This is a genomic window from Pseudonocardia pini, from assembly GCF_013870575.1.
GTDB classification, from domain to species: Bacteria; Actinomycetota; Actinomycetes; order Mycobacteriales; family Pseudonocardiaceae; genus Pseudonocardia; species Pseudonocardia pini.
This window is the reverse complement of record NZ_JACBXB010000185.1, coordinates 1-8320: the sequence shown is the minus strand read 5'-3', so window position 1 is coordinate 8320 and position 8320 is coordinate 1. Positions and strand designations below refer to the sequence as shown.

General features: G+C 74.1%; 6 protein-coding genes. 5 read left to right on the top strand and 1 reads right to left on the bottom strand.

Going from position 1 to position 8320, the window contains the following annotated elements; genetic code table 11:
* Window positions 1–638: 638 nt before the first annotated feature.
* The gene (locus H5J29_RS13125) at window positions 639–1010 is read right to left on the bottom strand and encodes a VOC family protein (RefSeq protein WP_181781220.1); all 372 of its coding nucleotides are present in this window, start codon (window positions 1008–1010) and stop codon (window positions 639–641) included.
* A 71-nt stretch (window positions 1011–1081) separates the two neighbouring features.
* Between H5J29_RS13125 and H5J29_RS13120 the strand changes: the two genes are divergently transcribed.
* The 5 genes from H5J29_RS13120 to H5J29_RS13100 all read left to right on the top strand — a co-directional run.
* A complete protein-coding gene (locus H5J29_RS13120) occupies window positions 1082–1951 on the top strand; it encodes an NAD(P)-dependent oxidoreductase (protein WP_181781219.1) in 870 nt (289 codons plus the stop codon).
* Window positions 1948–2538 (top strand): nucleoside deaminase, encoded by a 591-nt coding sequence (locus H5J29_RS13115; RefSeq protein WP_220187353.1) that lies wholly within the window; start codon window positions 1948–1950, stop codon window positions 2536–2538. The genes H5J29_RS13120 and H5J29_RS13115 overlap by 4 nt, the downstream gene beginning before the upstream one ends.
* Before the next feature lie 298 nt (window positions 2539–2836).
* Entirely contained in the window at window positions 2837–4342 is a 1506-nt protein-coding gene (locus tag H5J29_RS13110) for an ammonium transporter (RefSeq protein WP_181781221.1), read from the top strand.
* 67 nt (window positions 4343–4409) lie between these two features.
* Window positions 4410–6824 (top strand): cation-translocating P-type ATPase, encoded by a 2415-nt coding sequence (locus tag H5J29_RS13105; protein ID WP_181781218.1) that lies wholly within the window; start codon window positions 4410–4412, stop codon window positions 6822–6824.
* 9 nt (window positions 6825–6833) lie between these two features.
* A partial coding sequence (locus H5J29_RS13100) for a SulP family inorganic anion transporter (protein WP_181781217.1) occupies window positions 6834–8320 on the top strand: 1487 nt, incomplete at its 3' end.

Sequence of the window (8320 nt, the reverse complement as noted above, 5' to 3'; positions counted from 1 at the left end):
GGACCGCCCTGTGCCGGCGTTCGTGCGCTCGCACTGGGGGACGGCCTTCGTCCATGATCGCTGTCGTGGAGGCGCGCGCCGCGGGAGACGCGGTCCTGCGCGCCCATTCGGTGATCATGACCGAGCGGCCGAGCGGCCCTCGCCGGTGATCGTCGTCTCGGAGCGCGGAACCGCGGTGGCGCGGCTCACCGGGCCCGACCGGCGATCGAGGACACGGTCGGTTCGGCGGTGGCTGAGGCCAGCTCATGATCGCTGTTTCGGCTGCGAGGGCCGCGTTCGGCGCGGTGGTGCGTGCAGAGTTAGTGATCAGTGCGAGTGCGAGCACGGGCAGGGCCGCCTCGTTCCATGATCACCTTTTTGGTGCTGAGGACCGCGGTGGGCGCGGCTGCTCGTGCCTATCCGGTGATCATGGATGAGCTTGGGCGGTGGTGGCTGAGGCCAGCTCATGATCGCCGTTTCGGCTGCGAGGGCCGCGCTCAGCGCGGCGGTGCGTGCCGAGTCGGTGATCATGGAGGGTGCGGGTGCGGGTGCTTTGGCCGGTCCACGTTGTCCAAGATCGTCGTCTCGGTGCTGAGGACCGCGGTGGGCGCGGCTGGCCGTGCCTATCCGGTGATCATGGATCCCGGGAGCGAGTGCGGCTAGTCGGTCACCAGGCAGAACGGGTGGCCCGCCGGGTCGAGGTAGACCCGCCACGAGTCGCCGCCGGGCTGGGTGTCCGTCTTGCGGCCGCCGAGCTCCAGCACGCGCGCCTCGCCCTCGTCGAGGTCGTCGACCGCGAAGTCCAGGTGGATCTGCTGCGGGTGCTCGTCGCCCGGCCAGACCGGCGGGACGTGTCCGGGCGCGAGCTGGCAGGCGATCGTGGGCCCGTCCGCCTCGAGCTCGACCCAGTCGGTGCGCGGCGTGAGGTCACCCTCGCGGATCGGCAGCCCGGTGAGGGCGGAGTAGAAGCGCGCGAGGCCCACGGGATCGCGGGTGTCCAGGGCGGTGACACTGAGGCGGGCGACGACCATGGTCGCGAACCGTAGTGGGTTTCGGCGCCCCCGGCCTCGGATATGCCGGGCCGGACGACCGGGAGGCACGGATGACCGCGGTGACGGTGTTGGGCACGGGGATCATGGGGGCCGGGATGGCCACCCACCTGGCACGGGCGGGACTGCCGACGACGGTGTGGAACCGCAGTGTCGAGCGGGCGCGGCCGCTGGCGGAGGTCGGCGCGGAGGTCGCGGAGGACCCCGCCGCGGCGATCGCGGCCGCCGACGTGGTGGTCACCATGCTCTTCGACGCCGACTCCGTGGCCGAGGTGATGGAGCAGGCGCTCCCCGCGGCCAGGGCGGGCGTGGTCTGGGTGCAGTGCTCGACCGTCGGGCTGTCCGGGACGACCCGGCTCGTGGAGCTGGCCGAGCGGCACGGGGTGGCGTTCGTCGACGCCCCCGTGCTCGGGACCCGGCCCGCCGCGGAGTCCGGGCAGCTCACCGTCCTGGCGAGCGGACCGGAGGGCCTGCGGGAGACCGTCGCCCCCGTGTTCGAGGCGGTCGGGTCGAGGACGGTCTGGGTCGGCACCGAGCCCGGGGACGGCCACCGGCTCAAGCTCGTCGCGAACTCCTGGGTGCTGTCCCTGGTCGGGGCCACCGCGCAGGCCGTCGGGCTCGCGCAGGCGCTGGGGGTGGACCCGCAGCAGTGGCTCGACTCGATCGCGGGCGGCCCGCTCGACGCCGGGTACGCCCAGCTCAAGGGCAGGGCGATGATCACGGCGGACTACCGGCCCGCCTTCGCCCTCGACGGTGCGGCCAAGGACGCGGGCCTGATCGCCGACGCTCTGGCCGTGGCCGGGGTCGACCCCTCGGTCATGCGGGCGCTGCACGACCGCTTCTTCGCCGCCGCCGAGGCGGGCCACGCCCACGAGGACATGGCGGCGGTGCTGTACGGCTTCCGGCAGGATCCCGGGGCGTGAGCGACTCCTTCACGATCACCCTGCCCGCCTGGGTCGCGGGCGAGCTGCCCGCGGGCCCGCTGCCCACCGACGCCGACCGCATGGCGCTGGTCCACCGGCTCGCCGCCCGCAACCCCGCCGAGGGCAGCGGCGGGCCGTTCGCCGCCCTCGTCGTGGAGTCCGCGACCGGGCGGCTGGTGTCGGCCGGGGTCAACACCGTGCTCGCGGCCGGGCTGTCGGTGGGCCACGCCGAGGTCGTCGCGCTGGCCCTCGCCCAGACCCGGCTGGGGTCGTGGGACCTGGGAGCGGACGGACTGCCCGCCCACGAGCTCGTGGTGAACTGGCGGCCGTGCGTGCAGTGCTACGGCGCCGTCCTCTGGTCCGGGGTGCGCAGGCTGGTCGTCGCCGGCGACGGCCCGGAGCTGGAGGAGCTGACCGGCTTCGACGAGGGGCCGATGCGCGAGGACTGGGCGCCGCAGTTCGAGGCGCGGGGGATCGCGGTCACGGTGGGTGTCCTCCGGCAGGAGGCGGTGGGGGTCTTCGCCGAGTACGGTCGGGCCGCCGCGGCGGGCGAGTACACCGTCTACAACGCCCGCGGAAACGCTTAGTGATGGCCTGGCCACGCACCGTGTGAAATCGCTCGGAATGCGAGGGAAATCGCGTTCTCGATGATTCGCGATACCGGTTACCGGTTCGTTAACATCTCCCGCGGCCGCCGGGCGTCGGTGGTCGACGGTCCTACGCTGCGTGTTCGGCAGGGGGGCCTGGCGGTGAGAAGGCGGTGGCACACAACATGTCCGGTGAGTGGCGGTGGCCACCGGGCCCGTTCCCCCTGCAGCGGCGGGTGCTCCGGTGAGCGCGAACCCGGGCGACACCGCGTGGGTGCTGGCCGGCGCCGCGCTGGTCATGCTGATGACCCCCGGTCTCGCGTTCTTCTACGGCGGAATGGTGCGCGCGAAGAGCGTGCTCAACATGCTGATGATGAACGTCGTCTGCCTCGTGGTGGTCGGCCTCGTCTGGGCGGTCGTCGGGTTCGACCTCACGTTCGGCGACGACGCGCTGGCCGGCCTGATCGGGCAGGTCTCCGCCCCGGGCGCCCACTGGGTCGTCGACGGGCTGGCCGGTTTCGCGGGCCAGGGTGAGGCCTGGCCGGGGTCGCACGCGGTCCCGGTCCTGGCCTTCGCGATGTTCCAGCTGATGTTCGCGGTGATCACCCCCGCGCTGATCTCGGGCGCGGTCGCCGAGCGGACCCGGTTCTGGCCGTGGGTCGTGTTCGTCGCCCTGTGGAGCGTGCTGGTCTACGCCCCGGTGGGGCACTGGGTCTTCGCCTTCGACGGCTTCCTCGCACCCGACGCCGTCGGCGGCTGGATCGCGAACCGGCTGCACGCCCTCGACTTCGCGGGCGGCACGGTCGTGCACATGAACGCGGGCGCCGCCGCGCTCGCCCTGGTCATCGTGCTGGGACGGCGTACGGGCTGGCCGCAGGCCATCGCGCGCCCGCACAACCTGCCCTTCACCGTGCTGGGCGCGGCCCTGCTCTGGTTCGGCTGGTACGGCTTCAACGCCGGCTCCGCCCTGGCGGCGAACGGCGTGGCCGCGATGGCCTTCGCCAACACCACGATCGCGACCTGCGCCGCGGTGCTGGCGTGGCTGGTCGTCGAGCAGCTGCGCACCGGCAGCCCCACGACCCTGGGCGCGGCGTCCGGCGCCGTGGCGGGCCTCGTCGCCATCACCCCCGCCTGCGGGTTCGTCGACCTCTGGGGGGCGATCGCGATCGGTGTGGCCGCGGGCGTGATCTGCCCGCTGGCCTGTGCGCTGAAGTGGCGGCTGCGGCTGGACGACTCGCTCGACGTCGTCGCCATCCACCTGGTCGGCGGGCTCGTCGGCACGCTGCTGGTCGGCGTCTTCGCCACCTCCGCGGTCAACCCGGCCGTGCCCACGGAGGGTCTCGCCTACGGCGGCGGCCTCACCCAGCTCGGCAGGCAGGCGATCGCCGCGGGCGTGGTCGCCGGCTACTCCTTCCTGGCCACGCTGGTGATCGGCTACCTGATCCGGTTCACCATCGGGTTCCGGGTGCCCGCACAGGCCGAGAAGGGCGGCGTGGACCTGTACGAGCACGCCGAGACCGGCTACGACGTCACCGCGAGCCGCGGCGGGACCGGCCCGGAGTCGACGCCGCCGCGGGGGCAGCACGCCGCCCGGTCCATGCCGCAGGCACCCGCCCCGCGGACCGCCCCCGACCTGGCCGGACATCCCGCCGTGCCCGCCCCGATCCGCGTCGAGCACCCTGCCCGGCGGTACGACCAGGACTTCCGTTCCGGCTTCGGCGGGGAGTTCGGGTCCGGTCTCGGCCCGGGATCGGGCGGCCCGCCGCGTAGCGTCCCGAGCCCCCGCGGCGAGCAGGAGTACTAGACGGGCCGGGATCGCCGGCCCGCCCCCCGGGCCTAGAGTGATCCCGGGGCTTCAGGGCGGGGGGACGATGGCGGATCTGATCGGCGGTGCGCCGCTGCTACGCGCGCCCGCGCGGGCGGGCGAGGCGGGCCTGACCGCGGCGGAGGTCGCGGAGCGGGTCGCGGCGGGGCGCACGAACGCGGTGGACTCGCGGACCAGCCGCAGCACGCTGCAGATCATCCGGGCGAACGTCTTCACCCCGTTCAACGGCCTGCTGTTCGCGCTCTTCCTGGTCATCCTCGCCACCGGGCGCTGGCAGAACGGCCTGTTCGGCCTGGTCATCGTGGCCAACACGGCGATCGGGGTGTTCCAGGAGGTCCGGGCGAAGCGGACCCTGGACCGGCTCGCGGTGCTCAACGCCCCGCACGCGCGGGTCGTCCGGGACGGCGAGCTCTCGGAGATCGCCGTCGCGGACGTGGTGGCCGACGAGCTCATGGAGCTGCGCTCCGGGGACCAGGTCACCGCGGACGGTCTCGTCACCTCCTCCGAGGGCCTGGAGGTGGACGAGTCGCTGCTGACCGGCGAGTCCGACCCGATCGCGAAGGAACCGGGGGACGAGGTCCGGTCCGGCTCGATCGTCGTCGCGGGCCGGGGCCGGTTCCGGGCGACCGCCGTGGGGTCCGAGGCCTACGCCTCGCGGCTCACCGCCGAGGCGAAGAAGTTCACCAAGGTCTCCTCCGAGCTGGTGTCCGGCACGAACACGCTGCTGCGCTGGATCTCGCTGATGATGCTGGTGGTCGCGCCGCTGCTGGTGTGGAGCCAGTTCCGCAGCGAGGACACGCACAGCTGGCAGGACGCCGTCACGGGGGCGGTCGCGGCGCTCGTCGGCATGGTGCCCGAGGGGCTGGTCCTGCTCACGAGCCTGGCGTTCATGCTGGGGGCGGTCACCCTGGCCCGCAGGCAGACGCTGGTGCAGGAGCTGCCCGCCGTCGAGGGCCTCGCCCGGGTGGACGTCGTGTGCCTGGACAAGACCGGCACGCTGACCCACGGCGACATCGTGTTCGACCGGCTCGTGCTGCCCGAGGACGCCGACCCGCTCGACGAGGCGGAGGTCCGGGAGGCGCTCGTCCTCTGCTCGTCGGGCCCGGACACCAACGCCACGGCGGCCGCGCTCTCCGCGGTGTTCACCGGCGGGTCGTGGGCCCGCACCGGTGGCGTGCCCTTCTCCTCGGCGCGCAAGTGGTCCGCCGTCACGGCGGGGGAGCACGGGACGTGGGTCTTCGGCGCCCCGGAGATGGTGTTCACGACCGCGCCCGCCGAGCCCGCCTCGGCGGCCCTGCTGCGCACGGCGGGGGAGATCGCCGAGCAGGGCAGGCGCGTGCTCGTCCTCGCGTCGTCGGACTCGGCGCCGCAGGACCAGGAGCTGCCGCCCGAGCTCACCGCCCGCGCCCTCGTGGTGCTGGCCGAACGGGTCCGCGAGGACGCGGCGGACACCCTGCGGTACTTCGCCGAGCAGGGCGTCTCGCTGCGCGTGATCTCCGGGGACAACCCGCGCACGGTCGGTGCGGTGGCCACGGCCGTCGGACTGCCGGGGATCACCCGCGCCGACGAGGCCGTCGACGCCCGGACCCTGCCCGAGGACCCGGACGAGCTGGCCGCGGTCCTGGAGGACAAGGTCGTCTTCGGCCGGGTCACGCCCGCACAGAAGCGGGCGATCGTCGGGGCCCTGCAGCGGCGCGGGCACGTCGTGGCGATGACCGGGGACGGCGTGAACGACGCGATGGCGCTCAAGGACGCGGACATCGGCGTGGCGATGGGCAACGGGGCCGCGGCGACCCGCGCGGTGGCCCAGCTCGTCCTGCTCGACGGCAAGTTCGCCCACCTGCCCGACGTCGTCGCCGAGGGTCGACGGGTGATCGCCAACATCGAGCGGGCCGCGAACCTGTTCCTGGTCAAGAACGTGTACTCGCTGCTCATGGCCCTGGTGGTGATCGTGACCGCCGCGGCCTACCCGCTGGCGCCGATCCAGCTCTCGCTGATCTCGGCGCTGACCATCGGCATCCCGGGCTTCGTCCTCGCGCTGGCCCCGAACCGGCGCCGCTACGTCCCGGGCTTCCTGCGCCGGGTGCTGCGGTTGGCGATCCCGGTCGGCGTGCTGATCGGCGCGGCGGCCTATGCCGGCGACCGGACCATCCGGTGGCTGCAGCCCACGGGCGGGCTCACCGCGGGCCAGACCGTCGCCACGATCACGGTGCTGGTGGCCTCGCTCTGGGCGCTCACCCTCTTCGCCCGGCCCTTCAACCGCTGGAAGGTCGCCCTGGTCGCCGGGCTCGCCCTGGTCGCGGCGACCATCCTGGCGGTCCCCGCGCTCGGCTCCGGGATCTTCCTGCTGGAGGTCACCTGGGAGCGGCTCTGGATCGCCCTGGCCCTCGGCCTCGCCGCGGGCGTGCTGATCGAGATCGTCGGCCGGGTCCTGCGCCGCCGGGAGACCGCCGCCGGCTAACCTCCCGGGATGCGCTGGTTCGGGCGGGGCCTGGAGTTCCGCCGGGACCGGCTGCTGCCGGACGTCGTCGCGGGTGCCACGTTGGCCGCCCTCGCCGTCCCGGAGGTCCTCGGGTACGCCCGGATCGCCGGGATGCCGGTGGAGACGGGGCTCTACACGCTCCTGCTGCCCGCGATCGTGTTCGCCGTGCTGGGGGCCTCGCGGCACCTCGTCGTGGGCGCGGACTCGGCCACCGCGGCGATCCTCGCCGCGGGCCTCGCCTCGCTCGCCGCCACGGGATCGGACCGCTTCGTCGAGCTCGCGGGCACGACCGCGGTGGTGGTGGCGGCGCTGCTCGTCGTCGCGCGGGTGGTGCGGCTCGGGGCGCTCGGCAGCTTCCTGTCCCGCACGGTGCTCGTCGGGTTCCTGACGGGGGTGGGGATCTCGGTCGCCGTCGGCCAGCTCGGCGAGGTGCTCGGGATCCCGGTCACGGCGCGCGACGTGCCCGCCCGGCTCGTGGAGCTCGTCCGCGGGTGGGAGGAGATCGACCCGGTGGGCCTCGCCGTCGCGGCCGGTGTGGTCGTGCTCGTGCTCGTGCTGCGCCGGGTCGACCGTCGGATCCCCGGGGCGCTGCTCGCGGTCGTCGCCGCGATCGCCCTGACCGCGGTGGCGGGTCTCGCGGTGCCGACGGTCGGCCCGGTGCCCTCCGGGCTGCCGCGGCCCACGCTGCCGTCCCTCACCCTCGACGACCTGAGCGCGGTGCTCCCGGTCGCCCTCTCGATCGTCGTCGTGATCCTGGCCCAGAGCGCCGCCACGGCCCGGGCGTACGCGGGCCGGTACGGGGAGGCCGCGGACACCGACGCGGACGTCGTCGGCCTCGCCGGGGCCAACCTGGCCGCGGCCTGCACCGGGACGTTCGTCGTCAACGGCAGCCCGACCAAGACCCAGATGGTCGACTCCGCGGGTGGCCGCAGCCAGCTCGCGATGCTGGCCGCCGCCGTCGTCGCGGTGGTGGTCGTGCTGGTCCTGACGCCGCCGCTGGCGCTCCTCCCGCTCGCCGCCCTGGCCGCGGTCGTGCTGCTGATCGGGATCGAGCTGGTGGACGTGGCCGGCCTGCGCAGGCTCTGGGCGGTCCGCCGGGCCGAGTTCGCCGTGGCCGTGGTGACGGCGCTCGCGGTGGTGGTGCTCGGCGTCGAGACGGGGATCGTGGTGGCGGTGGCGGCCTCGATCGTCGACCACCTCCGGCACAGCTACTCGCCGCACAACGCGGTGCTGCGGAAGTCGGCCGACGGGCACTGGCGGTCCGAGGAAGTGGCGCCGGGGGAGCGGACGCTGGAGGGACTGGTCGTCTACCGGTTCGGTAGCGGGCTCTATTTCGCGAACGCGTCGCGACTCGTTGAAGACGTGACGACTCTCACGTCCACCGGCACCCCGGTGCGCTGGTTCTGTCTCGACGCGGCCGCGGTGGGCGACGTCGACTTCACCGCGGGCGCCGTCCTCGACCAGATCCGGGAGCG